27 protein-coding genes and 1 tRNA gene are annotated in these 24,352 nt (G+C 69.2%); 16 read left to right on the top strand and 12 right to left on the bottom strand.

What is annotated here, in order from left to right; translation table 11 throughout:
• The first annotated feature begins 24 nt into the window (after positions 1–24).
• Positions 25–846: a DUF1223 domain-containing protein gene (locus ACEUEL_RS15280; RefSeq protein ID WP_405707152.1), complete on the top strand. Its 822-nt coding sequence runs from the start codon at positions 25–27 to the stop codon at positions 844–846.
• A 437-nt stretch (positions 847–1,283) separates the two neighbouring features.
• Complete coding sequence (locus tag ACEUEL_RS15275; RefSeq protein WP_405707150.1) at positions 1,284–1,640, top strand: DUF2794 domain-containing protein; 357 nt, start codon at positions 1,284–1,286, stop codon at positions 1,638–1,640.
• 6 nt (positions 1,641–1,646) lie between these two features.
• On the opposite strand, the gene ACEUEL_RS15270 is transcribed toward ACEUEL_RS15275, so the two are convergent.
• The 4 genes from ACEUEL_RS15270 to ACEUEL_RS15255 form a co-directional block, all read right to left on the bottom strand.
• On the bottom strand, positions 1,647–2,210 hold the full coding sequence (locus ACEUEL_RS15270) for a GNAT family N-acetyltransferase (RefSeq protein WP_405707149.1): 564 nt from the start codon (positions 2,208–2,210) through the stop codon (positions 1,647–1,649).
• Positions 2,211–2,391: 181 nt separating this feature from the next.
• A complete protein-coding gene (locus tag ACEUEL_RS15265) occupies positions 2,392–3,180 on the bottom strand; it encodes a Bax inhibitor-1/YccA family protein (protein WP_405707147.1) in 789 nt (262 codons plus the stop codon).
• Between the two features lie 166 nt (positions 3,181–3,346).
• Positions 3,347–5,917 carry an ABC transporter permease gene (locus ACEUEL_RS15260; RefSeq protein WP_405707145.1) on the bottom strand — a complete coding sequence of 857 codons (2,571 nt, stop codon included), beginning with the start codon at positions 5,915–5,917 and terminating at the stop codon, positions 3,347–3,349.
• A 1-nt stretch (position 5,918) separates the two neighbouring features.
• Positions 5,919–6,674 (bottom strand): ABC transporter ATP-binding protein, encoded by a 756-nt coding sequence (locus ACEUEL_RS15255; RefSeq protein WP_405707144.1) that lies wholly within the window; start codon positions 6,672–6,674, stop codon positions 5,919–5,921.
• On the opposite strand from ACEUEL_RS15255, the gene ACEUEL_RS15250 reads away from it, so the two are divergent.
• Together ACEUEL_RS15250 and ACEUEL_RS15245 are read left to right on the top strand one after the other, a co-directional pair.
• A complete protein-coding gene (locus tag ACEUEL_RS15250) occupies positions 6,673–7,392 on the top strand; it encodes an arylesterase (RefSeq protein ID WP_405707142.1) in 720 nt (239 codons plus the stop codon). The genes ACEUEL_RS15255 and ACEUEL_RS15250 overlap by 2 nt on opposite strands.
• A gap of 80 nt (positions 7,393–7,472) precedes the next feature.
• Positions 7,473–8,516: an aldo/keto reductase gene (locus tag ACEUEL_RS15245; RefSeq protein WP_405707140.1), complete on the top strand. Its 1,044-nt coding sequence runs from the start codon at positions 7,473–7,475 to the stop codon at positions 8,514–8,516.
• Between the two features lie 12 nt (positions 8,517–8,528).
• Here the strand turns inward: ACEUEL_RS15245 and ACEUEL_RS15240 are convergent, their stop codons facing one another.
• The 4 genes from ACEUEL_RS15240 to dapF form a co-directional block, all read right to left on the bottom strand.
• Positions 8,529–9,134: a septation protein A gene (locus ACEUEL_RS15240; RefSeq protein WP_405707138.1), complete on the bottom strand. Its 606-nt coding sequence runs from the start codon at positions 9,132–9,134 to the stop codon at positions 8,529–8,531.
• A gap of 86 nt (positions 9,135–9,220) precedes the next feature.
• Positions 9,221–10,162 carry a signal recognition particle-docking protein FtsY gene (ftsY, locus tag ACEUEL_RS15235; RefSeq protein WP_405707136.1) on the bottom strand — a complete coding sequence of 314 codons (942 nt, stop codon included), beginning with the start codon at positions 10,160–10,162 and terminating at the stop codon, positions 9,221–9,223.
• Between the two features lie 13 nt (positions 10,163–10,175).
• Positions 10,176–11,453: a tRNA (N(6)-L-threonylcarbamoyladenosine(37)-C(2))-methylthiotransferase MtaB gene (gene mtaB / locus ACEUEL_RS15230; RefSeq protein WP_405707134.1), complete on the bottom strand. Its 1,278-nt coding sequence runs from the start codon at positions 11,451–11,453 to the stop codon at positions 10,176–10,178.
• Positions 11,453–12,337 carry a diaminopimelate epimerase gene (gene dapF / locus ACEUEL_RS15225; RefSeq protein ID WP_405707132.1) on the bottom strand — a complete coding sequence of 295 codons (885 nt, stop codon included), beginning with the start codon at positions 12,335–12,337 and terminating at the stop codon, positions 11,453–11,455. The genes mtaB and dapF overlap by 1 nt, the downstream gene beginning before the upstream one ends.
• A gap of 198 nt (positions 12,338–12,535) precedes the next feature.
• On the opposite strand from dapF, the gene ACEUEL_RS15220 reads away from it, so the two are divergent.
• The 5 genes from ACEUEL_RS15220 (at position 12,536) to ACEUEL_RS15200 (ending at position 17,081) form a co-directional block, all read left to right on the top strand.
• Positions 12,536–13,240, top strand: a complete 705-nt coding sequence (locus tag ACEUEL_RS15220; RefSeq protein ID WP_405707130.1) for a GyrI-like domain-containing protein — start codon at positions 12,536–12,538, stop codon at positions 13,238–13,240.
• A 98-nt stretch (positions 13,241–13,338) separates the two neighbouring features.
• Positions 13,339–14,562: a 23S rRNA (adenine(2503)-C(2))-methyltransferase RlmN gene (gene rlmN, locus ACEUEL_RS15215; protein ID WP_405707128.1), complete on the top strand. Its 1,224-nt coding sequence runs from the start codon at positions 13,339–13,341 to the stop codon at positions 14,560–14,562.
• Between the two features lie 4 nt (positions 14,563–14,566).
• The gene (locus ACEUEL_RS15210) at positions 14,567–15,133 is read left to right on the top strand and encodes a hypothetical protein (protein ID WP_405707126.1); all 567 of its coding nucleotides are present in this window, start codon (positions 14,567–14,569) and stop codon (positions 15,131–15,133) included.
• A gap of 20 nt (positions 15,134–15,153) precedes the next feature.
• Positions 15,154–15,750 (top strand): hypothetical protein, encoded by a 597-nt coding sequence (locus ACEUEL_RS15205; RefSeq protein ID WP_405707125.1) that lies wholly within the window; start codon positions 15,154–15,156, stop codon positions 15,748–15,750.
• Between the two features lie 101 nt (positions 15,751–15,851).
• Complete coding sequence (locus ACEUEL_RS15200; RefSeq protein ID WP_405707123.1) at positions 15,852–17,081, top strand: argininosuccinate synthase; 1,230 nt, start codon at positions 15,852–15,854, stop codon at positions 17,079–17,081.
• Positions 17,082–17,168: 87 nt separating this feature from the next.
• Here the strand turns inward: ACEUEL_RS15200 and ACEUEL_RS15195 are convergent, their stop codons facing one another.
• Complete coding sequence (locus ACEUEL_RS15195) at positions 17,169–17,660, bottom strand: pyridoxamine 5'-phosphate oxidase family protein (protein WP_405707121.1); 492 nt, start codon at positions 17,658–17,660, stop codon at positions 17,169–17,171.
• 149 nt (positions 17,661–17,809) lie between these two features.
• On the opposite strand from ACEUEL_RS15195, the gene ACEUEL_RS15190 reads away from it, so the two are divergent.
• The gene (locus ACEUEL_RS15190) at positions 17,810–18,925 is read left to right on the top strand and encodes a site-2 protease family protein (RefSeq protein ID WP_405707119.1); all 1,116 of its coding nucleotides are present in this window, start codon (positions 17,810–17,812) and stop codon (positions 18,923–18,925) included.
• 9 nt (positions 18,926–18,934) lie between these two features.
• On the opposite strand, the gene ACEUEL_RS15185 is transcribed toward ACEUEL_RS15190, so the two are convergent.
• On the bottom strand, positions 18,935–19,207 hold the full coding sequence (locus ACEUEL_RS15185) for a hypothetical protein (protein WP_405707118.1): 273 nt from the start codon (positions 19,205–19,207) through the stop codon (positions 18,935–18,937).
• Between the two features lie 192 nt (positions 19,208–19,399).
• Between ACEUEL_RS15185 and ACEUEL_RS15180 the strand changes: the two genes are divergently transcribed.
• The 5 genes from ACEUEL_RS15180 (at position 19,400) to ACEUEL_RS15160 (ending at position 23,116) form a co-directional block, all read left to right on the top strand.
• Positions 19,400–19,630 carry a hypothetical protein gene (locus tag ACEUEL_RS15180; protein WP_405707116.1) on the top strand — a complete coding sequence of 77 codons (231 nt, stop codon included), beginning with the start codon at positions 19,400–19,402 and terminating at the stop codon, positions 19,628–19,630.
• 101 nt (positions 19,631–19,731) lie between these two features.
• Entirely contained in the window at positions 19,732–21,561 is a 1,830-nt protein-coding gene (gene typA, locus ACEUEL_RS15175; protein ID WP_405707114.1) for a translational GTPase TypA, read from the top strand.
• A gap of 198 nt (positions 21,562–21,759) precedes the next feature.
• Positions 21,760–22,269 (top strand): GNAT family N-acetyltransferase, encoded by a 510-nt coding sequence (locus tag ACEUEL_RS15170; RefSeq protein ID WP_405707112.1) that lies wholly within the window; start codon positions 21,760–21,762, stop codon positions 22,267–22,269.
• Between the two features lie 60 nt (positions 22,270–22,329).
• Positions 22,330–22,629: a hypothetical protein gene (locus ACEUEL_RS15165; RefSeq protein WP_405707110.1), complete on the top strand. Its 300-nt coding sequence runs from the start codon at positions 22,330–22,332 to the stop codon at positions 22,627–22,629.
• Between the two features lie 13 nt (positions 22,630–22,642).
• Entirely contained in the window at positions 22,643–23,116 is a 474-nt protein-coding gene (locus ACEUEL_RS15160) for a hypothetical protein (protein ID WP_405707108.1), read from the top strand.
• A gap of 42 nt (positions 23,117–23,158) precedes the next feature.
• Here ACEUEL_RS15160 and ACEUEL_RS15155 read toward each other — a convergent pair whose 3' ends face one another.
• A complete protein-coding gene (locus ACEUEL_RS15155) occupies positions 23,159–23,479 on the bottom strand; it encodes a DUF167 family protein (RefSeq protein WP_405707106.1) in 321 nt (106 codons plus the stop codon).
• Positions 23,476–23,754 (bottom strand): YggT family protein, encoded by a 279-nt coding sequence (locus tag ACEUEL_RS15150; protein ID WP_405707104.1) that lies wholly within the window; start codon positions 23,752–23,754, stop codon positions 23,476–23,478. The genes ACEUEL_RS15155 and ACEUEL_RS15150 overlap by 4 nt, the downstream gene beginning before the upstream one ends.
• A gap of 145 nt (positions 23,755–23,899) precedes the next feature.
• Between ACEUEL_RS15150 and ACEUEL_RS15145 the strand changes: the two genes are divergently transcribed.
• Positions 23,900–23,975 (top strand) — tRNA-Ala (locus ACEUEL_RS15145).
• Positions 23,976–24,352: the final 377 nt, after the last annotated feature.

Here is a 24,352-nt window from a genome sequence, read left to right as displayed (position 1 = left end):
CGCAGAAGGACGCCGCGTTCGGACATGGCAGGATCGATAGGGCGCATCGTCGGCGCGCGGGCATGTGCGCTGACCGGGTTCGGCATGATGGCCACGCTGGTCCTCGCGGGCGGCGCGCAGGCGCAGTCCCCGGATACGACGTCCACGACCGCCCCGAAAGCCGTTGTCGAGCTCTTCACCAGCCAGGGCTGCTCGTCCTGCCCGCCGGCCGACAAGCTGATCAGCGACATGACGGCGAAACGGCCGGACGTGATCGCGCTCACCCTCGCCGTCGATTACTGGGACTATCTGGGCTGGAAGGACACGCTGGCCAAGCACGGCCATTCGATGCGCCAGAAGGCCTATGCGCGACTGCGTGGCGACGGGCGGATGTTTACTCCCCAGGTGGTGGTGAACGGCGTCGCGATGGCGGTGGGCAGCGACGGTCCGGCGGTCGAGACGGCCGTGCAGTCGGCGGTTCCGCCGAGCGTTCCGGTCGCGCTTGCGGTCACCGAGGGCAAGCTCGCGGTCGGCGTCGGGGCGGGAAGCGCGAGCGGCGAGGTGTGGCTCTGCCCGCTCGCCTCCAGCGTCACCGTGGCGATCGGGCGCGGCGAGAACGAGGGCAAGCAGGTCACCTACCACAATGTGGTGCGGCGCTGGGTCAAGCTCGGCGACTGGAATGGGGCCGCGGCTCAGTTCGAGACGCCGGTGGCCGCCTTCATGGCGGACGGCATCGACGCCGTCGCGGTGCTGGTGCAGCGCGGGACGCCCGGCACGCCGGGGGCTATCGTCGGTGCCGGCGTGATGGCGCTGCCCAAGGAAGAGACCGCAAAATTCCCGCCGGCGCCGGCAAGCCCCACGCCCTGACCCGCCCCGCGCCCTGACACTCCCCATGCCTTGAGTTGCCGGCGCGCCTTGCGCCGGCGCTGCCCGCATTCTTCCGAGCGCAAAAAAACAGGGCCGGCTGAGAGCCGGCCCTGAAAGGTCAATCGGGGGATTGAACCTACGTGGCAACCGGCCGGCACGCACCACGCCACGGGGGGGCTGGGGGGCTGGGAAACCGGGGCGCTTTCGCCTGCCGGCCCGTTGCTTATGATGTGAAGATGGTCGCTGGCGGGGGCGTTGCAAGGGCTGAAATCGGGCGACTTCATGATTTCGGATGACGAGGCCGTGATTCCCCGTCGGCGGTCGGATTGTGGGCCGACAAGGCTTGCCCCCGTGGCCGACCGGCGCGATCATGTCGGCGTTATGACGGGCGCCCGGAACGCGACGCGCGGCCGGCCGGCCAAGCCGGGGAGGGCCGTGTGGCGGATATCGACCCTATAAGGTTTCCCGCCGGCGGGAGCGCGCTCGCCGAGCGCCCCGTCTGCGTGACATTCGACCGGCGCGAGCTCGACCGCATCCTCGATCTCTACGGGCGCATGGTGGCGATCGGCGAATGGCGCGACTACGCCATCGATTTCCTGAAGGACCGGGCTGTCTTCTCCATCTTCCGGCGCTCCACCGAATACCCGATCTACCGGATCGAGAAGGATCCGGCTCTCGCCCGGCGGCAGGGCGCCTACAGCGTCGTGTCCCAGACCGGGCTGATCCTCAAGCGCGGCCACGACCTCGCCCGCGTCATCGCCGTCCTGGACAAGCCGCTGCGGGCGGTGAACTGACGCCGGTCAGGGCGGCGTGGTGTCGGCCGGGCCGAGCGGGCGCTGCATCAGCACCGTGTCGAGCCAGCGGCCGGCCTTGAAGCCGACCGATTCGAGCGTGCCGACGGGGTGGAAGCCCGCCGCGGCGTGCAGCCCGATCGAGGCGGCGTTGGCGCTGTCGCCGATCACCGCGATCATCTGCCGGAAGCCCGCTTCGGCCGCTTCCGCGACGAGGCGCTCCAGCAGGCGGCGGCCGATGCCGCGGCCGGTGAGGCCGGGCTGCACATAGACCGAATTCTCCACCGTGGTGCGATAGGCCGGCCGGGCACGGTAGGGGCCGGCATAGGCATAGCCGATGAGCCGGCCGGCCGCCTCGGCGGCGATATAGGGATAGCCGCCCGCGATAAGCGCGCCCATCCGACGGACCATTTCGACCTCGTCCGGCGGATCGATCTCGAACGAGGCGGTTCCGAAGCGCACGGCATGGGCGTAGATCGCCGTGATGGCCGGGATGTCGTCGGCTCGGGCGGGGCGCAGGGCGACGCTGGCGTCGGCCGGCACCGGTGGGAACGAGGAAGCGGAAGCGGGCATGGCGGGCGGCGAGGGATCCGGGAGGGCGCTGGGAGGTGCCTACACCCGCAGCGCCGGCCGGTTCAACCGCCACGCCGCAGTCGACGTCGCGCGAAGGGCCTCCCGTCGAGCCTTCAAGGCGCCCACGAAAAAGGCCCCGGCGGATGCCGGGGCCTCGATCGTCGATCCGCCGTGATGGCGATCAGCTGTTGTTGCGGTTGCCGAACAGCTGGAGCAGCATCATGAAAAGGTTGATGAAGTCCAGGTAGAGCGCGAGCGCGCCCATGATCGCCTTGCGGCCGGCCACCACGTCGTCGTCGCCGGCGAAGTACATCTCCTTGATGCGCTGGGTGTCGTAGGCGGTGAGGCCCGCGAACACCAGCACGCCGACCACGGAGATGACGAACTGCAGCATCGTCGAGCCGAGGAAGATGTTCACCAGGCTCGCGATGATGATGCCGAACAGGCCCATGATCAGGAACGAGCCCATGCCCGACAGGTCGCGCTGGGTGGTGTAGCCGAACAGGCTCAGCGCGCCGAAGGAGGCGGCGGTGATGAAGAACACCCGCACGATGCTGTCATGCGTGTAGACGAGGAAGATCGTCGACAGCGAGACGCCGACCAGCGCCGCATAGAGCCAGAACACGCCCTGCGCCGCGGAGACGCTCATGCGCTCCACGCGGAAGCTGAGGAAGAAAACCGCGGCCAGCGGGGCGAACATCACCACCCACTTCAGCGGGCTGGTGAACAGCGTCGCGCCGAACTGCGTCAGCATGATGCCGCCGGCGACCTGGCCCACGGCCTGGCTGGGATCGGTGGTCACGGACAGCATGTAGATGCCGAGCGCGGCCGCGCCGGTGATGGCAAGGCCCAGCGTCATATAGTTGTAGACGCGGAGCATATAGCTGCGGAGGCCCTGATCGACCGCAGCTTCCGTGCGCGTCGCCGTCGCGCCGATCCGCGCCGAGACGTTGCGATCATAATTGGACATCGTGATGAAACCCTCTCGAAGCGTTCCGCCGGCACGCCGAGCCTAATCTCGCGTACATGCGGACGTTACGCGAAATATGGGCAAGGCGCGACCGGCCCGCAAGTGAACTTTGCGTCAGAATTGACGCAGCGTAAGTATGATTCGGCGGGCGTGGTTGACGCGCCGTTCACAGGTTTCTCAGTACCGGGGCGGGTTTGTACCCGAGCGCCCGCCAGGTGCCGACCAGCCCGAAGCCGACGGTGAGCGCCAGCGCGACGCCGACCGCGCCGAGCGCCGTGCCCGCCGACCAGTCGAATCCCACGCGCATCACCTGCGTCGCCACCACATAGGCGGCGAGCGTGCCGGCGCCGATGGCGACGACGGCGGTGGCAAGGCCCAGCGCCGCGTATTCGATGGCATAGGCGGCGAGCAGCCGCGCCCGGGTGGCACCCAGCGTCTTGAGGATCACGGCGTCGTAGACGCGGTGGTGCTGGCCCGCGGCCAAGGCCCCGGCCAGGACGAGGATGCTCGCCACCAGCGTGACCAGGCTGGCGCCGCGTATGGCGTAGACCAGCTTGCCGACGAGGTCGCCGATCTCGGCCAGCGCTTCTTTCACCCGCACGATGGTGACTGCCGGAAAGGCGCGGGCGGTCTCCCGCGCCAGGGTGCGCTCGGTCGCCGCATCGCCCCCGCCGGGAAAGGCGAGCGTGGCGAGCGAGGTGTGCGGGGCGCCGGCGAAGGTGTTCGGCGAGAACACCATGACGAAATTGATGGCGAGCCGCTCCCATTCCACCTCGCGCAGATTGGCGATGGTGGCGGTGATGGTGCGGCCCAGCACGTTGACGGCGATGGTGTCGCCGATCTTGAGTCCGAAGGCGTCGGCGATGCGCTTCTCGAACGAGACCAGCGGCGGGCCGGCGTAATCGGGCGCCCACCACGGTCCCTCGACCAGCTTGGAGCCGTCCGGCAGGCTGGCCGCATAGGTGACGCCGCGGTCGGAGGAGAGCACCCAGGCGAACTCGGCCGGCGGGGTGATCTGCTCCACCGGCGTCTCGCCGAGCCGGACGAGGCGGCCGCGCAGCATCGGCACCATCTCGACGGTGCCGGACGGGGCATGCTGCTCGACATAGGCCTTGAAGCGATCCGCCTCGCTGCTCTGCACGTCGAGGAAGAAGAAGCTCGGCGCCTGCTCGGGCAGGCTGGAGGTGAGTTCTCGGGTCAGGCTGCGGTCGATCAGCGCCAGCGTGACGAGGAGGGTGAGGCCGAGGCCGAGCGAGAGCACCACGGTGGGGGTGAGCGCACCGGGGCGGTGGATGTTCGACAAGGCGAGGCGCGCGACGGTCGAGCGCGGGCGCGGCAGGCGGCGGGCGATGGCCATCACCGCGACGGCGACGAGGCGCAGGGCGACCAGCACGGCCGTGGCGGCGCCGACATAATAGAGCGCGATCCGCGTTTCCTGCGAGGTGAGGATGGCGACGGCGGCGAGCGCCACCGCGCCGGCGAGGGTCGCGGCGACATAGAGCGCGCGCGGCCGGCGCCGGCCGCCCTCGACGCGGTCGCGGAACAGCGCCGAGACCGGCACGTCGTGGGCGAGGCCGAGCGGCCACAGCGCGAAGGCGAGCGCGACGAGGAAGCCATAGGCCGCCGCCAGCAGCAAAGCGGAGGGCTGCAGCGCCGGCTCGATGGCGATCGGCATCAGGTCGCCGAAGCCCCACACGGCAAGGAAGGGCAGGGCGCTGCCAACCGCCAGGCCGATGGCGATGCCGAGCCCGGCGATGAGCCCGATCTCGACCAGATAGATGGCGAAGACGGTGCGCCCCGGGGCGCCCAACGTCTTGTAGGTGGCGATGGTGGCGCGGCGGGCGTCGAGATGGTTCTTCACCGCGTTGGCGACGCCGACACCGCCCACCAGCAGCGCGGTGAGGCCGACCAGGGTGAGATATTGCGTGAAGCGGCCGACATTGTCCTCCAGCCGCGGCGTCGCCGCCTCGCGGGTGCGGACCTCGAAGCCGGCCTCCGGCGCGCCCTTGCGCACGCCGTCGACGAAGGCGGCGAGCGTCGCGGGGTCGGTGAGCTTCACCCGGTAATGCCAGCGCACCAGGCTGCCCGGCTGCACGAGGCCTGAGGCGTCGAGCGCGGCTTTCGACACGATCAGCCGCGGGCCGAAGCCGACGCCGGTGGCCAGGGCATCGGGCTCGCGGGCGATGAGCCCGGTGAGCCGCAGGCGCGCGTCGCCGAGCAGGAAGCCGTCGCCCGTCTTCAGCCCGAGCCGGTCGGCCAGCAATGGATCGGCGAGCGCGCCGAACGTGCCGTCGCGGGCGGCAAGCGCGTCGCCGAGAGGGGCGGGAGGCTCGATCCCGACCGCGCCGGTGAGCGGATAAGCGTCGTCGACCGCCTTCACCTCGGCGAGGGTCGAGACGAGGGCGTCGCCCTCGCCGGCGCGGGCCATGGCGCGCAGCGTCGCGATGGTCGAGACCTTTCCGCCGGCGGCGAGCAGGGTGTATTCGGCCGGCGTCGCCTCGCGCTGGACGAGGGTGAAGGCGGCGTCGCCGCCGAGCAGGGTCGCGCCCTGCGCCTCCAGCGCATCGGTGAGGGAACGCGAGAAGGCGCCGACGCCGGCGATCGCCGCGACGCCGAGCGCGAGGCAGGCGAGGAAGACGCCGAAACCGCGCAGGCCGCCGCGCAGTTCGCGCAAGGCGAAGCGCAGCGGCAGACCGGTGCGGCCACGGGTGGCGGAGCGGGTGGGGACGAACGCCATCTCAGGCGGTCTCCGCCACGGCCGTGCTCGTCCCGCCAGCCGCGATCTCCTCCTCGATACGGCCGGAGCGCAGCCGGACGGTGCGGTCGCAGCGCCGGGCGAGAGAGGGGTCGTGCGTCACGATGACCAGCGTCGTGCCGCGCTTCGCCTGCGTCTCGAACAGCAGGTCCATGATCTGCCGGCCGGTGGCCTCGTCGAGATTGCCGGTGGGCTCGTCGGCGACGAGGATCGGCGGCTCGGGCGCCAGCGCGCGGGCGACCGCGACGCGCTGCTGCTCGCCGCCGGAAAGCTGCGCGGGGTAATGGCCGTGGCGGTGACCGAGGCCGACCGCGTCGAGCTCGGCGGCGGCCCGCTCGAAGGCATCGGCGCGGCCGGCGAGTTCGAGCGGCACGGCGACGTTCTCCAGCGCGGTCATGGTGGGGATGAGGTGGAAGGCCTGGAACACGATGCCGACATGGCGGCCGCGGAAACGGGCGAGGGCGTCCTCGTTGAGGCGCGTCAGCTCCGCGCCCGCCACCTCGACCGAGCCGGAATCCGCCCTTTCCAGCCCGGCGAGCACCATCAGCAGGCTGGACTTGCCCGATCCCGAGGGGCCGATCAGCCCGACCGCCTCGCCCTGCGCCATATTCAGCGTTATGCCCTTGAGGATGTGCACCCGCGCCGCGCCGCTGCCGAGCGAGAGTTCGACCCTGTCGAGGCGGATGATGGCCGGGGCGGATGCGGAATCGACGGAGCCGATCGTGGAGCTTGCCTGCATGCCTGTGGTTCGATCCCTATACCGGACGCTGCGTTCGGCACCATATGGCGCCGTGCTGCGGCTGCGAAAGGGGGCCCTCGCCGTGCTGATCGCGACGATACCCCTTGCCGCCCTCGCCATTGCCGAGCCGGCACGGGCCGAGCCGCTCCGGCTCGTTGCCTTGGGCGACAGCCTTACAGCGGGATACGGGCTTCCCGCCGATGCGGCCTTTCCGGTGAAGCTGCAACAGGCGCTGAAGGCGCGCGGACACGATGTTTTGATCGAGAATGCCGGCGTTTCCGGCGATACGGCCAGTGCGGGTCTCGCGCGGATCGACTGGTCGGTGCCGGACGGCACGCAGGGCGTGATCCTCGAGCTCGGGGCGAATGACGCGCTGCGGGGCATCGACCCTGCGATCACCAAACAGGCGCTCGCCGACGCGCTGGCGCGGCTCAAGGCACGCGGCATCCCGGTGCTGCTGGCGGGGATGCGGGCGCCGCCCAATCTCGGCGCCGCCTATGCCGGTCGCTTCGACGCCATCTATCCCGATCTCGCCGCCGCGGCGGGCGTGGCGCTCTACCCCTTCTTCCTCGACGGCGTCGCCGGGCAGGCGAAGCTGAACCAGCCGGACGGCATCCACCCGACCGCCGCGGGCGTCGACGTCATCGTCGCCCGCATGCTGCCGGCGGTGGAGGTCTGGCTGGCGGGTCTCAAGGGCGGCGCGAAGCCGGGCGGCTGAGGGCTTCACGGCGAGGGCGCGCGGGATTATCTACGGCTTCCAACCCCATCCCGCTTCCGAATTACCGGACATCTCCCGCCATGAAGTACCGTCCCCTCGGGCGGACCGGGCTCGATGTGAGCACGATCTGCCTCGGCACCATGACCTATGGCCAGCAGAACAGCGAGGCCGAGGGCCATGCGCAACTCGACTATGCGCTCGACCACGGCATCAATTTCCTCGACACCGCCGAACTCTATTCGATCCCGCCGCGGCCGGAGACGACGGGCTCGACCGAACGCATCATCGGCACCTGGCTCAAGGCACGCGGCAACCGCGACAAGGTGATCCTCGCCACCAAGGTGGTCGGGCTCACCGAGATGACATGGTTCCGCGACGACGGCGCGCCGGGTCGCCCGGACCGCGCGCAGGTGCGCGAGGCGGTGGAGAAGAGCCTGCGGCGGCTCCAGACCGACTATATCGACCTCTACCAGCTGCACTGGCCCGGCCGGCCGATGCAATGGGGCGCCAACCCGACGCGATGGAGGAGTGTCGAGGGCGAGGGCGTCGCCATCGCCGAGACGCTGGAGGTGTTCGCCGAACTGGTGGCCGAGGGCAAGGTGCGCCATGTCGGCGTCTCCAACGAGAGCGCCTGGGGCGTCATGCGCTGGCTCGCCGAGGCGGAGCGCACCGGCGGCCCGCGGCTCGCCTCGATCCAGAACGCCTACAGCCTGCTCAACCGGACCTACGAGACGGCGCTGGCCGAGGTGAGCCTGCGCGAGGATGTCGGGCTGCTCGCCTATTCGGTGCTGGCGCAGGGTTATCTGACCGGCAAGTACCAGCGCGGCGCGCGGCCGGCCGGCGCCCGGACGACCCTGTTCAACCGCGGCCAGCGCTACGAGACTCCCGGCACGGAGGCGGCGATCGACGATTATCTGGCGCTGGCGCGGGAGGCGGGTCTCGATCCGTCGCAGATGGCGCTCGCCTTCGCGCTGTCGCGCCCGTTCATGACCTCGGTGATCATCGGCGCCACGACGATGGAACAACTGGCCACCGACATCGCGGCCGTCGATGTGGCGATCACGCCGGAGATCGAGGCGCGGATCGACCATATCCACCAGCTCAGGGGCAATCCCTGCCCCTGAGCGCGCGGGACGCTATTCGGCGGCTTCCGCTTCCGGGCGGGGCTCGGCCGAATAGCGGTTCAGCAGCCCGGCTTGGGAGAGCGCGAAGACGAAGGTGAGCGGCAGGTAGCCGAAGGTTTTGAAGGCGACCCAGGCATCGGTCGAGACCGAGCGCCAGACGATCTCGTTCAGCACCGCCATGGCCAAGAAGAAGATGCCCCAGCGGATCGAGAGCTGGCGCCAGCCCTCGTCGGTGAGCTTGAACACGTCGCCCAGCACGTAGGGCATCAGCGGCCGGCCGAAGGCGAGGCCGCCGAGCAGGGCGGCGCCGAACAGCGCGTTGACGATGGTCGGCTTGATCTTAATGAAGTGGTCGTCCTGCAGGACGATGGTCAGCGTGCCGAACACCAGCACCACCGCCGCGGAGACCAGGGGCATCACCGCGATCTTCCGGGCGATCACCCACATCGCGATGAGGGCCAGCAGCGTCGCCACCATGAAGGCGCCGGTCGCGGCGTAGATGCCGGCCCGCCCATTGGCGATGAAGAACACCGCCAGCGGACCCATTTCGAGCGCGAACTTCAGGAAGGGATTCATCGTGCGCGCGGGAGCGGGGGGCGCGGAAGTGATCTCGGTCATCGCGGCGTCTTTCCAGTGTGCCGGGCCTTAGTGCCGCGCGGAGGCGGCGGGATCAAGGCGGCCGGCGCCGTCCGCAACCGCCGCGTTCACTTTTCGAGCCCCACGACGGCGCGGGCGAAATCGCGCGCGGCGAAGGGCTGGAGATCGTCGATGCCCTCTCCGACGCCGATCAGATGGACCGGCAGGCCGTGCTTGCGGGCGATAGCGACGAGGATGCCGCCGCGCGCGGTGCCATCGAGCTTGGTCATGACGAGGCCGGTGACGCCGGCGACGCGGGTGAAGGCCTCCACCTGCGAGAGCGCGTTCTGACCGACCGTGGCGTCGAGCACCAGCACCACGGCGTGCGGCGCGGCGGGGTCCTGCTTCTTCAGCACGCGGACGATCTTCTCGAGCTCGGCCATCAGCTCGGCGCGGTTCTGCAGCCGGCCGGCGGTGTCGACGATGAGCACGTCGGCGCCTTCCGCCTTGGCCTTGGCGAGCCCGTCGAAGGCGACGCCGGCGGCATCGGCGCCCGGCTCGCGGGCGACGAGGGCGGCACCGGTCCGTTCGGCCCACACTTTCAGCTGTCCGATGGCGGCGGCGCGGAACGTATCAGCCGCGGCGAGCACCACCTTGCGCCCCTCGCTGCGCAGTTGCGCGGCGATCTTGCCGATGGTCGTGGTCTTGCCCGAACCGTTGACGCCCACCATCAGCAGCACGAAGGGCTTCGCCGCGAAATCGAACTCCAGCGGCCGCGCGACCGGCGCCAGCACCGCCTCGATCTCGGTGGCGACGATGGCGCGCACCTCGTCGGGATCGACCGCCTTGTCGTAGCGGCCCTTGCCGACCGCCTCGGCGATCCGGGCGCTGGTCTCGACGCCGAGATCGGCGCGGATCAGCACGTCCTCGAGGTCCTCCAGTGTCGCGGCGTCGAGCTTGCGCTTGGTGAAGAGGTCGTTGATGCCCTGGCCGATGCCCGACGCAGTGCGGGAGAGGCCCTGCGTCAGGCGTTTCCAGAAGCCGGGGCGGGCGTTCTCGGTATCGCTCATGGTGCCCGTCCCTCTACGCGGCGATCAGGTGGCGGCCGTCATGCCCGGCGATCCGCACGTCGCCGAGAGTGCCGGGCGGGAGCGGGCGTGCGAGCCTGACGGCGGTGAATCCCGGCGTGCGGGCGAGGCCGCCGCGTTCGGCGAGCACCTCATGCCTGCGACCGACCTCGGCGGCAAGGTGGCGGCGCAAGGCCGTCTCCCCCTTCTCCCGCAGCCGGCGGGCGCGCTCGCGGATCGTGCCGGCCGCGACCTGCGGCATGCGGGCGGCCGGCGTGCCGGGGCGCGGCGAATAGGGGAAGACGTGCAGATGCGTCAGGCCGCAGGCATCGACGAGGTCGAGCGAGCGGCGGAACTGCGCCTCGGTTTCGGTCGGGAAGCCGGCGATGATGTCGGCGCCGAACACCATGTCCGGCCGCAGACGTCGCATCTCCGCGCAGAAGCGCGCGGCATCGGCATGGGAGTGGCGCCGCTTCATGCGCTTCAGGATCAGGTCGTCGCCCGACTGGAGCGAGAGGTGGAGGTGCGGCATGAGGCGCTCCTCCTCGGCGAAGGCGGCGCGGAGCTCGTCATCGGCCTCGACCGCGTCGATCGAGGAGAGACGCAGCCGGCGGATGGCGGGCACATGCCGGAGCAGCGTCCGCACGAGGGCGCCCAGATGCGGGCGGCCCGGCAGGTCGGCGCCCCAGGAGGTGAGGTCGACGCCGGTGAGCACGATCTCGGCATGGCCCGCCGCGACCAGCCCGCGCACCTCCTCGACCACCGCGCCCATCGGCACGGAGCGCGCGTTTCCCCGGCCATAGGGGATGATGCAGAAGGTGCAGCGATGGTCGCAGCCGACCTGCACCTGCACGAAGGCGCGGGTATGGCCGGCGAAGGGCTCCGGCTCGGCATCGTCGAGAAACTGGGGCGCGACGGCCCTTACGGCCATGATGTCGCCGACGGCAATCTTGGCCTCGCCGGACAGGCCGAAGTCGAAGGCCGCGCGCGCCTCGGACCAGGTGGAGGCGCGTTCCTTCTCGCCATTGCCGACGACGCGGTCGACCTCCGCCATGGCGGCGAAGGCATCCGGGCCGGTCTGCGCGGCGCAGCCGGTGACGATGATGCGGCGTGAGGGATCCTCGCGCCTGAGGCGGCGGATGGTCTGGCGCGCCTGCTTCACCGCCTCTTGCGTCACCGCGCAGGAATTGACGATCAGGGTCCGCTCGAGGCCGGCGGCGGTGGCGGCGCGGCGGATGCGGTCGGATTCGATGGCGTTGAGCCGGCATCCGAAGGTGACGACCTCGACGCTCATCAGGCAGCGCCGGCCGGCTCGCCCAGCCCCAGCATGCCGGCCGTCAGCCGGCCTTCGAACTCGGTCTCGGCCGGTCCGGTCATCAGGATGTGGTCGTCGCGCTCGCGCCAGTCGACATGAAGGTCGCCGCCGGGAAGCGTCACCCGCACGCGGCGGGAGGTGCGCCCGGTGCGGGCGCCCGCGACGGCGCTCGCGCAGGCGGCGGAACCGCAGGCGCGGGTGAGCCCGGCGCCGCGCTCCCACACCTTGAGCACGAGGTGGTCGGTGCCGGCGAGCTGCGCCAGCGAGATATTGGCGCGTTCGGGAAACAGCGGGTGGTTTTCCAGCAGCGGGCCGAAGCGGCCGAGGTCATGGGCCTCGACATCGTCCACCCAGAAGATCGCGTGCGGGTTGCCGACATTGACCACGGACGGCGAATGCAGCACCGGCGCGTCGATCGGGCCGACCTGAAGCTCGATGGCGCGGGTATCGGCGAAGGGTTCGGCCAGCGGGATATCCTGCCAGCCGAAGCGCGGCGCGCCCATGTCGGCGGTCACCGCGCCATCGGCGCCTACCGTGCAGTCGAGCAGGCCGGCGACGCTCTCGAACAGCAGCCGGTCGCGTCCGGTGCGCGCCGCCTCGTAAAGCGCGATGCAGCGCGTGCCGTTGCCGCAGGCGCCCGCCTCCGAGCCGTCGGCGTTGATGATGCGCACGAAGGCGTCGGTGCCGCCCGCGCGCGGCGGATAGAGCGCCATGATCTGGTCGAACGGCAGCACATCCGGCCGGGCCAGCGCACGCGCGGCCGCCGGCGGCACCGGCACAGGGCTGTCGCGCAGGTCGAGAACGACGATCTCGTTGCCGAGGCCGTTCATCTTGACGAAAGGACGGTTGGCGAGCGTGCTCATGGCGCGGGCTTCGGTGGAATGGCAGGGTTGCCGGCCCTTATATGGCCATGGTCGGGGCGATGGCCAGTGCGTTGATCGATGTCCAACCCGTCGGCGACCTGTCGGAGCGCTCGGCACGCGCCGAGATGACCGTCGCGGCCCGGCGCGGAGAATGCTAGACCATGGTTCCTGCGCCGCGCGCCGTTCCCCGGTGAACCGATGAAAGCCTTGCCTTCCCTGCGTCACCGCCCGCTGTTCCGGGCGCTTCTCGTCTGCGTCCTGCTCGCGCCGCTCGGTGCGGGAATCGCTCCGGCGCGTGCACAGCAGGGCGCCGAGCCCCTGCCGGGCGACACGATGACGGCGCCGCCGGTGATCGATCCGAAAGGTGTCGAGACGCAGCCGCTCACGGTCGATCCCGCCGCGCCGGCGGATCAAGCCCAGACCAGCCCCGACGGCAAGCCGGACGGGTTCGGCGAGACCGTCGAGCTGAAGCCGAGCGCGATCCTGCAGAAGGCGGGGGAGTCGAACTGGGACGACGGCTATAATTCGATCGTCGCGGCGCTGAAGGATGTCGACGCCGAACTCGCCCGGCTGAACCTCAAGGCCTCCGGCCCGCCGACGGTGATCTACACCGCGACCGACGACACCGGCTTCGACTTCGAGGTCGCCGTGCCCTTCACCGGCGTCACCACGGAAAAGCCGAAGGAGGGCTTCCAGTTCTCCGCCTCGGTCGCCGGCAAGGCGCTGCGCTTCACCCATCGCGGCCCCTATGACGCGATGGACCCGACCTACGAGCAGATCGCCAACCTGCTCGACGCCAAGGACCTCGAGGCGCAGGACCTCTATATCGAGGAATACCGCACCGACCCGCGCACCACCTCGCAGGACGACCTCGTCATCGACATCTACGTGCCGCTGAAATAACCGGCGGCTCGTTCGGCGCAGGGCGGCTCATTCGCCTTGCGCACGGGTCTGTGCTATGAGCCGCTCGAACGCGACCCATCGCACAGCCAATCGAACCGATGACGACATTGATCGACAGCGCGCCCCGCCCGGCGGCCGGCGCTCCTCTTACCGTTTACGACGCGCGCCGCTCGCTCGCCGGGCTCGACCGCGCGGAACTCGCCGAGGCTCTGGCCGGCATCGGCCTGCCGGCGCGCGAGGTGCGCATGCGCGTCGCCCAGCTGTGGCACTGGATCTACCTGCGCGGTGCCACCTCCTTCGACGAGATGACCAATGTCGGCAAGGGCCTGCGGGCGCAGCTCGCCGAGCACTTCACGCTGGCTCGCCCCGAGGCGGTGGTCGAGCAGGTGTCGGAAGACGGCACCCGCAAATGGCTGTTGCGGCTGCCGCCCGACATCGCCGGCGACAAGCCGCACGATGTCGAGATGGTCTACATCCCCGAGAGCGATCGCGGCACGCTGTGCGTCTCTTCCCAGGTCGGCTGCACGCTGAACTGCTCGTTCTGCCACACCGGCACGCAGCGCCTGGTGCGCAACCTCACCAGCGCCGAGATCGTCGCGCAGGTGCTGGTGGCGCGCGACCGGCTCGGCGACTATCCCGGCCGTGATCGCGCGGTCGGGCCGGGGCTGCCGACCGAGGGCGACCGGCTGGTGACGAACATCGTCTTCATGGGCATGGGCGAGCCGCTCTATGCCTATGATTCCGTGGCGAAGGCGATCGAGATCCTGGCGGATGGCGAGGGGCTCGGCCTCGGCAAGCGGCGCATCACCGTCTCCACGTCCGGCGTCGTGCCGGAGATCGAGCGGCTCGGGCGCGAGGTCGGGCCGATGCTCGCCATCTCGCTGCACGCGGTGCGCGACGATCTGCGCGACGTGCTGGTGCCGATCAACAAGAAGTACCCGCTGAAAGCGCTGCTCGATGCCTGCCGCTCCTACCCGGCGGCCTCGAACGCCAAGCGCATCACCTTCGAATATGTGATGCTCAAGGGTGTGAACGACTCACCGGCCGACGCCAAGGCGCTGGTGAAGCTGCTCGCCGGCATCCCGGCCAAGATCAACCTGATCCCGTTCAACCCCTGGCCCGGCACGCAGTACGAGTGCTCCGACTGGGACACGATCGAGCAGTTTTCCGACATCGTGTTCCGGGCCGGCTATTCGAGCCCGGTGCGCACGCCGCGCGGGCGTGACATCCTCGCCGCCTGCGGCCAGCTCAAGAGCGAGACCGAGAAGCTCACCGCCCGCGAGCGCCTCGCCCTGCGCGCCATGGCCGCGGCCGCGGAATAGCCCGATGGACGACGCGGTCGCCATCGTCCTGCGCCTGCTGCTGCGGCTGGTGGTGGTGCCGTTCGGTTATCTCGCCGGCATGAGCGCCTCGATGCTGGTGATCATCATCGGCTACTGGCGGCTCGGTGATCTGCTGGCCGGGGTGACCGAGGTCGAACTCTTCGCCATCCTCGACGCGCTGGTGACGGCAACCTGGGCGCTGACCATCGTCGTGTTCGTGATGTGGGCGGTGGCGACCATCGGCATCCTGTTCGCGGAAGCCTTCGCCATCCGCTCGTGGATCTACCACACCGCGAACGGTGCCATCTCCGCCTGGCTCGGTGCGCAGGTGGTGGCGCCCTATGCCGACGCGCCGGTGCCGTTCGACGACCTGTTCTACATCCTCGCGGCCGGGCTCGCCGGAGGGCTCGCCTACTGGGCGGTGGCAGGCTGGAGCGCGGGGTTCTGGCTGCCGGTCGGCGGCGAACGCGGGTCACCGAAGACGCCGCCGCCGCAAGCGCCGCCGCTACCGCAACGTCCGGGCGCTCCGCCGATCGAATCGGTGCCGCCGCCCGCGCGCGGTCACGACTGAACAAGGCGGGGACGCGTCGGATGAACGGACCGGGCGCGGACGGGACGGAGAGCGCGGAAGGCCGCGCAACGGACGCCCACGCAGGGGACGGATGGTCCGGCGGACTTTCGGCCGGCGGTACCGCGCCGGTCGCGGCCTTCTTCCGGGGGCTGAGATGGACCCGCGCCTTCCGCATCTTCGGCGCCTTCCTGCTGGCGGCGATCGTCGGCGTCACGCTGCTGCCCGGCGCGGCGCTGGTCTCCAGCATGATCCTCGGCGCCGACCCGATGTTCTCGGCCTTCTACCTGCTCGGCATCATCTTCGGCATGGGCTACGTCATCGGCATCGTGCTGTCGTTCCTGCCGATGCTGGCGTGGGTGGTGGTCTCCGAGGGATTCCGGCTGCGCGCGCCGTGGTGGCACATCGTTGCCGGCGGCGGGATCGGCGCCGTCGCTTGGATGGTGGTCGCGGAGCCGGGCGACACCACCTTCGCCCGGGTCGGCCTCGACACGGCCATCGCCGGCCTCGCGGCCGGGGCGATCTATTGGCTGATCGCCGGCCGCACCGCCGGCGACTGGCGCCGGGCGGCCCCGGGGGCTCCGGTTCCGCTGCCCGCCGTCCCGCCGGGCATCGCCTGAAGACCTGCGTGGATACACGCTTGCGCCGCGCCCGCGCCTGCCTATAGTCCGCGCGCTTTCAACGACGGGCTTTCGGCCCGCTCTCTTGCGCGGAAACGGACATGGCTCACGACATCAAGCGCGTCGTCCTCGCCTATTCGGGCGGTCTCGACACGTCGGTCATCCTGAAATGGCTCCAGACCACCTATCGCTGCGAGGTGGTGACCTTCACCGCCGATCTCGGCCAGGGCGAGGAACTGGAGCCCGCGCGCAAGAAGGCGGAACTGCTCGGCATCAAGCCGGAGCACATCTTCATCGAGGACGTGCGCGAGGAATTCGTGCGCGACTACGTGTTCCCGATGTTCCGGGCCAACGCGCTCTATGAGGGCCAGTACCTGCTCGGCACCTCGATCGCGCGGCCGCTGATCGCGAAGAAGCAGATCGAGATCGCGAGGCTGGTCGGCGCCGACGCCGTGTCCCACGGGGCCACCGGCAAGGGCAACGACCAGGTGCGCTTCGAGCTCGGCTATTACGCGCTGGAGCCGGAGATCAAGATCATCGCGCCCTGGCGCGAATGGGACCTGCGCTCGCGCGAGCAGCTGATCGCCTTCGCCGAGAGCCACCAGATTCCGATCGCCAAGGACAAGAGGGGCGAAGCCCCGTTTTCCGTTGACGCCAACCTGCTGCACTCGTCTTCCGAGGGTAAGGTGCTGGAAGACCCGGCCATCGAGGCGCCAGAGATGGTCTATATGCGCACCATCGCCCCCGAGGACGCGCCCGACAAGGCGACCATCATCACCATCGGCTTCGAGAAGGGCGATGCGGTCTCCATCGACGGCGAGGCGCTCTCGCCGGCCAGCCTGCTCACCCGGCTGAACCAGCTCGGCAAGGAGAACGGCATCGGCCGGCTCGACCTGGTCGAGAACCGCTTCGTCGGCATGAAGTCGCGCGGTGTCTACGAGACGCCCGGCGGCACCATCCTGCTGGCGGCGCATCGCGGCATCGAGAGCATCACGCTCGACCGCGGCGCGGCCCACCTGAAGGACGACATCGTGCCGCGCTATGCCGAGCTGATCTATAACGGCTTCTGGTTCTCGCCGGAGCGCGAAATGCTGCAGGCGCTGATCGACAAGAGCCAGGAACTGGTCACCGGCACGGTCCGGCTCAAGCTCTACAAGGGCAACGCCACCGTGGTCGGGCGCGAAAGCCCGTATTCCCTGTACAACCAAGACCTCGTCACCTTCGAGGAAGGCGCGGTCGCCTACGATCACCGCGACGCCGCCGGCTTCATCAAGCTGAACGCGCTGCGCCTGCGCACGCTCGGCAATCGCGCGCGGAAGATTGCAGGGTAGGCTCTGCCGTCCCGCCATCCGTCATCCCGCTCACCTTCGGCCTCTTGCCGTGCGCGGGATGACGGATTCGGCTCCGTCAACGGTTCATCACGACAGGCTGGCCTTCCGGTTCTCGCCCAGATCGGTCGGCTTGCCGGTGATGCGCGCTGCCACCATCCGCAGCGCGACGCCGATCGAGCTCGACGGGCCATCCCAATATTCGGCGCTCTCGGGCAGGAAGCGGACGACGCAGATGTTCGGGTCGGTCTTGCCTTCCGGCCAGAACGCCTTGTTCATGTCGCTCCACAGCTCATCGATCTTGGCACGGTCGTCCGACACTTCGGCCTGTCCCGACACCGAGAGGTAATCGTTGCGGCCGGGATGGGCGAAGGCGAGCGCGGCCTGCGGGTCGCGGTGAAGCTCGTCGTCCTTGTGGCCGCGCCGATCGGAGAGGAACCAGACACAGCCTTCCTCGCGCGAGGGATGCGCGTCCATCGGGCGGGCGCGCAGCGTCTCCCCCTCGCGGGTGACCAGCATGCAGATGCGGATGTCGGCCATCATCTCCCAGATGCGGTCGACGGCGTCGGTCTCGGTGGTCATCATCGGCTCTCCTGTTTGCTGGGGAGGCAACCCGCTGGTGCCCGCCGGGTTCCCAGCGATCGGCGGCGACCGTGGCGGAGGGCTGGTCGCTTGTCGGGCGCGGGGCCGCCCGCCTATGGTGGATAGCCGCCCCGCCCGAGGAGTTTCCCATGCCCTGGTCGCTCACCGTCGCGCATGTCCAAGGCACGGCGGTTCGCATCCACGTCACCTTCCTGCTTTTCCTGATCTGGATCTGGGTGGCCTACTACCAGCGCGGTGGCGCGGGCGCCGCGTGGGAGGGCGTCGCCTTCGTCGCGCTCTTGTTCCTGTGCGTGCTGCTGCACGAATTCGGCCATGTCTTCGCCGCGCGACGCTACGGCGTGAAGACCTCCGACGTGACGCTCTGGCCGTTCGGCGGGATCGCCAGCCTCGACCGCATCCCGGAGAAGCCCTCCGAGGAACTCGTCGTGGCGATCGCCGGGCCGGCGGTGAATGTCGTCATCGCGCTGGCGCTGATGCTGGTGCTCGGCGGCACGACCGGCGTCGAGCATCTGCAGGACATCGAGAATCCGCAGGTGAGCCTGCTGGCCAAGCTTGCCGGCGCCAATATCTTCCTCGTCGTGTTCAACCTCATCCCCGCCTTCCCGATGGATGGCGGACGCGTGCTGCGGGCGCTGCTCGCCATGCAGATGGGGCACGCGCGGGCGACGCAGGCCGCGGCCTCGATCGGGCAGGCGCTGGCCATCGGCCTCGGCTTCCTCGGCATACTGGGCAATCCGATGCTGATCATCATTGCCGTCTTCGTGTTCATGGCCGCCTCGGGGGAGGCGAACCACGTGCAGATGCGGCAGGTGGCGCGCGGGCTTCTGGTCCAGGACGCGATGATCACCCATTTCGAGAGTCTTTCGCCGCAGGCGAGCGTCGGCGAGGCGGCGGAAGTGTTGATCCGCACCACGCAGAAGGAATTCCCCGTCGTCGACGGGGCCGCTCATCTGCGCGGCGTGCTCACCCGCGATGCCATGATCCGGGCGTTGCAGCAGAGCGGGCCGGATGCGTCCGTGCTGGAGGCCATGGCGCCGGACGTGCCGACGGTCGCCGCACGCTCGCCGCTCGATGCCGCGCTAAAGCTGATGAGCGAGACGTCGGCGCCGGCGGTGGGTGTGCTCGACGGGGAGAGGCGGCTGGTCGGGCTGCTGACGGCCGAGAACATCGGCGAGATGATGATGCTGCGCGCCGCCCGGCCCGAGGGCCGGTTCGGGCCTTTCACAGGGACCAGGCCAGCCTGACGGCAGGGCTCACGCGCCGTGCTTCTTTTCGCCGGTAATGCCGGTGAAGGAGGGCGGGTCGCTGGCCGGAAAGCTTTCGTCCAGCGCCTCGTCGATGTCGGCCTCGTCGGGAGCCGCGTTTTCCTCCCCGGCAGCCGGCGCGTCCACGGCATCGCCCACGCCGGTGGTCACGGTGAACGCCGGCGGGTCGCTGGCCGGAAAACTGTCCTCCAGCGCCTCGTCGATGGCGGCTTGGCCGATGGATTCGTCTGGAGCCGTCTCCGGCCGTTTGGGTGGGTTCATGCCATCCTCCCGCGATGCAGACACCGCGATCATAGCAGGAAGCCGGCGGTGCGATTGCGAAAAGGCCGGGAAGCGCCGGCGCCTGTCGGCGGAACCAAATCGCCGGAAGTTCGTTTCCGGATTGCCCCGGCGCCTGACGCGCGCCGGACAACGAGGCGCGGGCGATCGCCCGCCGAACCCGGGAGACGTTCCATGAACACGGCACAATCCCCCGTCCGCCTGCAGTACTGGCCGGCCTCGCATTCCGTCGACGCGCCGGACGAATGGCCGGACAGCTACGAATTCGAAACCGTCGACGATGCCGTCACCTTTGCGATGACGCAGCGTCCCGCCGATCGCGAGATCGCCTGGCTGCGGACCGAGAAGGGTGAGGTGCTGGCCCTCGATCAAATCCGGCGAATCTGGTCGCTGCGCCAGCTCTGAACGGCCGGCGTTGATCTCGGGGGCGTTCCGAGTATAGTGCGCCGCAAAATCTGGTGCGGGTCCGAAGTCACATCGGGCCCGCTTTTTGGTGTTTGATCCTTATGAAGCTGCGCAATATCGCCATCATCGCCCACGTCGACCACGGCAAGACCACGCTGGTGGACGAGTTGCTCAAGCAGTCCGGCTCCTATCGCGAGAACCAGCGCGTGGCGGAGCGGGTGATGGATTCGAACGACCTCGAAAAAGAGCGCGGCATCACCATCCTCGCCAAGGCCACCTCGGTGGTCTGGAAGGATACCCGCATCAACATCGTGGATACTCCGGGCCACGCCGATTTCGGCGGCGAGGTCGAGCGCATCCTCAACATGGTGGACGGCGCCATCGTTCTGGTCGACGCCGCCGAAGGCCCGATGCCGCAGACCAAGTTCGTGGTCGGCAAGGCGCTGAAGGTGGGGCTGAAGCCGATCGTCGCCATCAACAAGGTCGATCGCTCCGACGCCCGCCCGTCCGAGGTCATCAACGAGGTGTTCGACCTCTTCGCCGCCCTCGACGCCACCGATGAGCAGCTCGATTTCCCGATCCTCTACGGGTCGGGCCGCAGCGGCTGGATGGCCGCCTCGCCGGAAGGCCCGAGCGACGAGGGCATGGCCCCGCTGTTCGACCTGGTGCTGAAGCATGTGCCGGAACCGACCGTCGAAGAGGCGCCGTTCAAGATGATCGGCACGCTGCTCGAAGCCAATCCGTTCCTCGGGCGGATGATCACCGGGCGCATCACCTCCGGCTCGATCAAGCCCAACCAGTCGGTCAAGGTGCTCGCCCAGGACGGCTCGCTGGTTGAGCAGGGCCGCATTTCCAAGATCCTCGCCTTCCGCGGCATCGAGCGCCAGCCGATCGAGGAGGGCGTCGCCGGCGATATCGTCGCCATTGCGGGCCTGCAGAAGGGCACCGTCGCTGATACGTTCTGCGATCTCGCGGTCGAGACGCCGCTCAAGGCGCAGCCGATCGACCCGCCGACCGTCACCATGACCTTCATCGTCAACGATTCGCCGCTCGCCGGTACCGAGGGCGACAAGGTGACGAGCCGCGTCATCCGCGATCGCCTGCTGCGCGAGGCCGAGGGCAATGTCGCCCTGAAGATCGAAGAGTCGGTGGAGAAGGATTCGTTCTACGTGTCCGGCCGCGGCGAACTCCAGCTCGCGGTGCTGATCGAGACCATGCGCCGCGAGGGCTTCGAGATCGCCGTCTCCCGCCCCCGCGTGGTGTTCACCAAGGACGAGACCACGGGCGAGACCCTCGAGCCGATCGAGGAAGTGCTGATCGACGTCGACGAGGAATATTCCGGCACGGTCGTCCAGAAGATGAGCGAGCGCCGTGCCGAGATGGTCGAGATGAAGCCCTCCGGCGGCAACCGGCAGCGGCTGGTCTTCTACGCCCCCACGCGCGGCCTGATCGGCTACCAGTCGGAACTGCTGACCGACACGCGCGGCACGGCGATCATGAACCGGCTGTTCCACGAATACGCGCCCTACAAGGGCGAGATCGCCGGCCGCACCAATGGCGTGCTGATCGCCAACGAGGCGGGCGAGGCGGTGGCCTATGCGCTGTGGAACCTCGAGGATCGCGGCCCGATGATGATCGAGCCGGGCTGGAAGGTCTATCAGGGCATGCTGGTCGGCGTGCACACGCGCGACAACGACCTCGAGGTGAACGTCCTCAAGGGCAAGAAGCTCACCAACATCCGCACCACGTCCAAGGATGAAGCGGTGCGCCTCACGCCGCCGATCCGCATGACGCTGGAGCGCGCGCTGGCCTGGATCCAGGACGACGAGCTGGTCGAGGTCACGCCGAAATCGATTCGCCTCCGAAAGCGGCTGCTTGATCCCAACGAGCGCAAGCGCGAGGAACGGCGCAAGGAAGCCGAAGGCGTCTGAGTGCGCCGTTCGGCGGGGGAATGAACGCGCGGTCGCGGTCCGCGTGTTCAAACTCGTTGCGTGTCAACGCATTGACCCTGCCGCCTCGGGCGATTGCGACATGAAGCCGTGTCCATCCGGGCACGGCTCCGCATAATGAGCGATCGCCCATAAACTAAGCACTTGATCGGATTCGCCGGCTTTGCTCCCATAGGTGCGATGAGCACGCTTCTGATTGAGACACGTCGGGCACGCCCCTCGGATTCGGTGGACATTGCCGCGATCCACGATGCGTCATGGCGTTCCGCCTATCGCGGCCTCATCCCGGGTGCCGAGCTTGAGAAGATGATCAGCCGGCGGGGGCCGGTGTGGTGGCAGTCCGCCTTGCGGCGAGGCAGCCGGGTCATCGTGCTCACCTTCGGGGACGACATTGCCGGCTACGCCAATTACGGCCGCAACCGGGCGCGCAGCCTCCCCTATGAGGGGGAGATCTATGAACTCTATCTCAAGCCGGAATATCAGGGCCTGGGCCTCGGCCGGCGTCTGTTCCGGGACGTCCGCAAGGATCTGGTCGGCGCCGGCTTCGAGGGGCTGGCGGTCTGGGCGCTGGCCGACAACGAGCCGGCGATCGGCTTCTATCGCGCTCTGGGCGGCGCCGCGGTGGCGCGCTCCTCCGAAACCTTCGGTGGGCGGGCGCTGGAGAAGATGGCTTTTGGCTGGAACGGCTGAGAGAGCCGCTTCACACTCGCGCGGCGGCGAATCGGCGCGGCTCGTGCCGTTGGAGGATGGATGAAGAGGGTATTCACATCGCATCTGGCGAGCGTGCTGGCGACGGGGTCGCTGGTGGCGGCTCTTCTGGTGCCCCCGCAGACGGCCCGCGCCAATGATGCCGGCGCGATCATCGGCGGTCTCGTGGCCGGCGCGGTGATCGGCTCTGCCGTCACCGCCTCGCAGCGGCACTATTATCGGCCGTACTATTATCCGCCGCCGGTCTATGCCCGCCCGGCCTATCCGCCGCCGCCGGTCTACGGCCCCGGCTATTGTGGGGCGCCGCCTTACCCGCCCTGCCGCACGCCTGTTCCCTATTGATCGCGGAGCCATCATGCGAGCCTCATTCCCGACGCCGCGCCGCCGCGCTGTTTTCGCGGTCGCCCTCGCAGCGGTTCTCGGCGCTCCCCTCGCCGCCGGAGCGCAGGCCCCGCCGTCCGCCCCCGAGCCCGAGGCCGCCACCCCGGCGCTGCCCGGGCCGCTGGCCTGCACGCTGACGACGGCGTTCATCTGCGAGCCGGCGAAAGGGTGTTCGCCGAGCAAGACGTTCGGCGACATCCCGCTTCCCGCCCAGATGCTGGTCGACTTCCCGCGCCAATTGCTGGCGGCGACCAGCCCGAGCGGGTTGCCGCATGTGTCGAGCATCAATTCGCTGGCCGCGGCGGGCGACGCGCTGATCGCGCAGGGCGTCGACGGTTCGATCGGGTGGGTGCTGCAGACGTCGCGAAGCGCTTCCGACCTCAGCTTCACCACCGTCGATCACGATACGGTTCTGACGGTTTTCGGGACCTGCAAGCCGCCGGCGTGAGCTGATGGCGCGCCGGCACGAGCCCGACCTTTCGGCTCGTGCCTATGCGCCCTGATCTATCTCCTCCATGCGGGCGAGAAGGGTACCGCTGTCGCCTTCGATATGGACGGTTTTGAGCCGCGCGGTGTGGCCGCGGATGACGTCGACGCGCGAGGTGGCCACGCCGGCCGCCTCGGCGATAAGGCGAACGAGGGCCGCATTCGCTTTGCCGTCCTCGGCCACCGCACTCACCCGTGCCTTCACCACCATGCGACCGTCGCTCAGAACCGCTAGCCCGTCGATGGCATCACGTCCGCCGCGGGGCGTCACCCGCAGCTGCAGCTCGACGCCACCGGCGGCCGCGCGCCAGGGGCGTGGCGTCACGCAAGATACTCGAACAGCAGCTGCCGGATGAAATAGAGGCCGAGGATGAGAATCACCGGCGAGACGTCGATGCCGCCGAGATTGGGCAGCAGGCGGCGGATGGGAGCCAGGACGGGCTCGGTGACCCGCCACAGGAATTCGCCAACGCCGCGCACGAACTGGTTGTGCGGATTGACGACGTTGAACGCGACGAGCCAGGACAGCACGGCGGAGGCGATGAGAATCCAGACGTAGAGGGTGATCAGCGTATCAATCAACCAGAGCAGCGACAGCATCGCAGGCCTCGACCGGCGCGGGAGGGAAGAGCGCGAGATGCTTAATCTGCCCGCCGCACAGCGGCAACCCCCGTCCCCGGACAACAGTGGTTCGCGTGCTTGACATTTCCGTTGGCGCGACCGTAAAAGGCCCAGCCTGACGGCCGGGGCTGTAGCTCAGATGGGAGAGCGCTGCAATCGCACTGCAGAGGTCAGGGGTTCGATTCCCCTCAGCTCCACCAGGCCGGCCTTGAATTCACGACCTGATTGATATGACCGGAAACGCTGCCGATCTCGTCGGTCGCTGCGGCGCAACCGATCCGTTCCCAGGCTCTCTGTGCGGATCGCGCCGGCCGGCGACGGCTCTCCCCACGGCGGAAAACGACGCCAGAACGGCATTCTAGCGATCGGCCCGAAGCCATCGCGATTTAGCTGCGGTATCGGACATCAAGGCTGGCCAGGCCCCGGACCCGGCTTGCTCTCGTGAGAGGGCGGCGCTGCTTCAATATGGCGGTGCGCCCGTCTCGTCCGCGCGGGCTTTCTCTGGCCGCAACCTGGTTCCGCGGCGGTTGTTCAATTCTGTAGCGTATGATCTAAAATAAGCGATGTGCCCGCGAAA

The organism is Ancylobacter terrae (assembly GCF_045108345.1).
Classification (GTDB): domain Bacteria; phylum Pseudomonadota; class Alphaproteobacteria; order Rhizobiales; family Xanthobacteraceae; genus Ancylobacter.
This window is presented reverse-complemented; position numbering and strand designations above follow the sequence as displayed.

Excerpts from the sequence above, each read along its gene's own strand:
- ACEUEL_RS15280 (WP_405707152.1), top strand. The coding sequence starts at position 25 with ATGGCAGGATCGATAGGGCGCATCGTCGGCGCGCGGGCATGTGCGCTG.
- ACEUEL_RS15270 (WP_405707149.1), bottom strand. The coding sequence starts at position 2,210 with ATGCCCGCTTCCGCTTCCTCGTTCCCACCGGTGCCGGCCGACGCCAGC.
- ACEUEL_RS15265 (WP_405707147.1), bottom strand. The coding sequence starts at position 3,180 with ATGTCCAATTATGATCGCAACGTCTCGGCGCGGATCGGCGCGACGGCG.
- ACEUEL_RS15260 (WP_405707145.1), bottom strand. The coding sequence starts at position 5,917 with ATGGCGTTCGTCCCCACCCGCTCCGCCACCCGTGGCCGCACCGGTCTG.
- ACEUEL_RS15250 (WP_405707142.1), top strand. The coding sequence starts at position 6,673 with ATGCCTGTGGTTCGATCCCTATACCGGACGCTGCGTTCGGCACCATAT.
- ACEUEL_RS15255 (WP_405707144.1), bottom strand. The coding sequence starts at position 6,674 with ATGCAGGCAAGCTCCACGATCGGCTCCGTCGATTCCGCATCCGCCCCG.
- ACEUEL_RS15245 (WP_405707140.1), top strand. The coding sequence starts at position 7,473 with ATGAAGTACCGTCCCCTCGGGCGGACCGGGCTCGATGTGAGCACGATC.
- ACEUEL_RS15240 (WP_405707138.1), bottom strand. The coding sequence starts at position 9,134 with ATGACCGAGATCACTTCCGCGCCCCCCGCTCCCGCGCGCACGATGAAT.
- ftsY (WP_405707136.1), bottom strand. The coding sequence starts at position 10,162 with ATGAGCGATACCGAGAACGCCCGCCCCGGCTTCTGGAAACGCCTGACG.
- mtaB (WP_405707134.1), bottom strand. The coding sequence starts at position 11,453 with ATGAGCGTCGAGGTCGTCACCTTCGGATGCCGGCTCAACGCCATCGAA.
- dapF (WP_405707132.1), bottom strand. The coding sequence starts at position 12,337 with ATGAGCACGCTCGCCAACCGTCCTTTCGTCAAGATGAACGGCCTCGGC.
- ACEUEL_RS15220 (WP_405707130.1), top strand. The coding sequence starts at position 12,536 with ATGAAAGCCTTGCCTTCCCTGCGTCACCGCCCGCTGTTCCGGGCGCTT.
- rlmN (WP_405707128.1), top strand. The coding sequence starts at position 13,339 with ATGACGACATTGATCGACAGCGCGCCCCGCCCGGCGGCCGGCGCTCCT.
- ACEUEL_RS15210 (WP_405707126.1), top strand. The coding sequence starts at position 14,567 with ATGGACGACGCGGTCGCCATCGTCCTGCGCCTGCTGCTGCGGCTGGTG.
- ACEUEL_RS15205 (WP_405707125.1), top strand. The coding sequence starts at position 15,154 with ATGAACGGACCGGGCGCGGACGGGACGGAGAGCGCGGAAGGCCGCGCA.
- ACEUEL_RS15200 (WP_405707123.1), top strand. The coding sequence starts at position 15,852 with ATGGCTCACGACATCAAGCGCGTCGTCCTCGCCTATTCGGGCGGTCTC.
- ACEUEL_RS15195 (WP_405707121.1), bottom strand. The coding sequence starts at position 17,660 with ATGACCACCGAGACCGACGCCGTCGACCGCATCTGGGAGATGATGGCC.
- ACEUEL_RS15190 (WP_405707119.1), top strand. The coding sequence starts at position 17,810 with ATGCCCTGGTCGCTCACCGTCGCGCATGTCCAAGGCACGGCGGTTCGC.
- ACEUEL_RS15185 (WP_405707118.1), bottom strand. The coding sequence starts at position 19,207 with ATGAACCCACCCAAACGGCCGGAGACGGCTCCAGACGAATCCATCGGC.
- ACEUEL_RS15180 (WP_405707116.1), top strand. The coding sequence starts at position 19,400 with ATGAACACGGCACAATCCCCCGTCCGCCTGCAGTACTGGCCGGCCTCG.
- typA (WP_405707114.1), top strand. The coding sequence starts at position 19,732 with ATGAAGCTGCGCAATATCGCCATCATCGCCCACGTCGACCACGGCAAG.
- ACEUEL_RS15170 (WP_405707112.1), top strand. The coding sequence starts at position 21,760 with ATGAGCACGCTTCTGATTGAGACACGTCGGGCACGCCCCTCGGATTCG.
- ACEUEL_RS15165 (WP_405707110.1), top strand. The coding sequence starts at position 22,330 with ATGAAGAGGGTATTCACATCGCATCTGGCGAGCGTGCTGGCGACGGGG.
- ACEUEL_RS15160 (WP_405707108.1), top strand. The coding sequence starts at position 22,643 with ATGCGAGCCTCATTCCCGACGCCGCGCCGCCGCGCTGTTTTCGCGGTC.
- ACEUEL_RS15150 (WP_405707104.1), bottom strand. The coding sequence starts at position 23,754 with ATGCTGTCGCTGCTCTGGTTGATTGATACGCTGATCACCCTCTACGTC.